This is a genomic window from Clostridium cuniculi, assembly GCF_004353185.1.
GTDB classification, from domain to species: domain Bacteria; phylum Bacillota; class Clostridia; order Clostridiales; family Clostridiaceae; genus Clostridium; species Clostridium cuniculi.
In genome coordinates this window covers 1-463 of sequence record NZ_SMUS01000117.1, presented here as the reverse complement: position 1 = coordinate 463, position 463 = coordinate 1, and the positions used below count along the sequence as shown (strand labels likewise).

Here is a 463-nt window from a genome sequence, read left to right as displayed (position 1 = left end):
GTGGGAACAGGTTGCAACATTTAAGGTGCTGATAGTTGTTCTTTTGTTTTTTTTGTTAGGCGTAATAAGTCCAATTGGAGCAAAGTATACAACCGCAGTTATTGGTGCATTATCAACTGATTTAATTAATCTACAAATGCCAGACCAGACATATATAGATGCTTGGGCTCAATATTTTAAAAATCTTTCACAGTTAGGATTTGTCGTTTTTGTACTTATATTTTATAACACTTTAGGAAATGAGCTTATAAAAGGAACATTGATAATTACGTTTTCTAAATGATTAGCAATAAGTGAAGTTGTTAATGCAAAATTTTGTGCATTGGTCATTAATTGGACTGTATCACTTGTAGTTAGCTTTTTTTCATGTAGCTTGTACACGAAAGTACTTTTTCCGGATGTGAACTTTACTGGAGTGATGCCATTGCTATTTTGTTCATGGCTATTTGGCGTATTTCTAATT

1 pseudogene is annotated in these 463 nt (G+C 32.4%); it reads left to right on the top strand.

Annotated features, from left to right (window positions below):
• A pseudogene (locus tag EJJ37_RS20620) lies at window positions 1-283 on the top strand (ABC transporter permease); the annotation flags it as partial.
• Window positions 284-463: the final 180 nt, after the last annotated feature.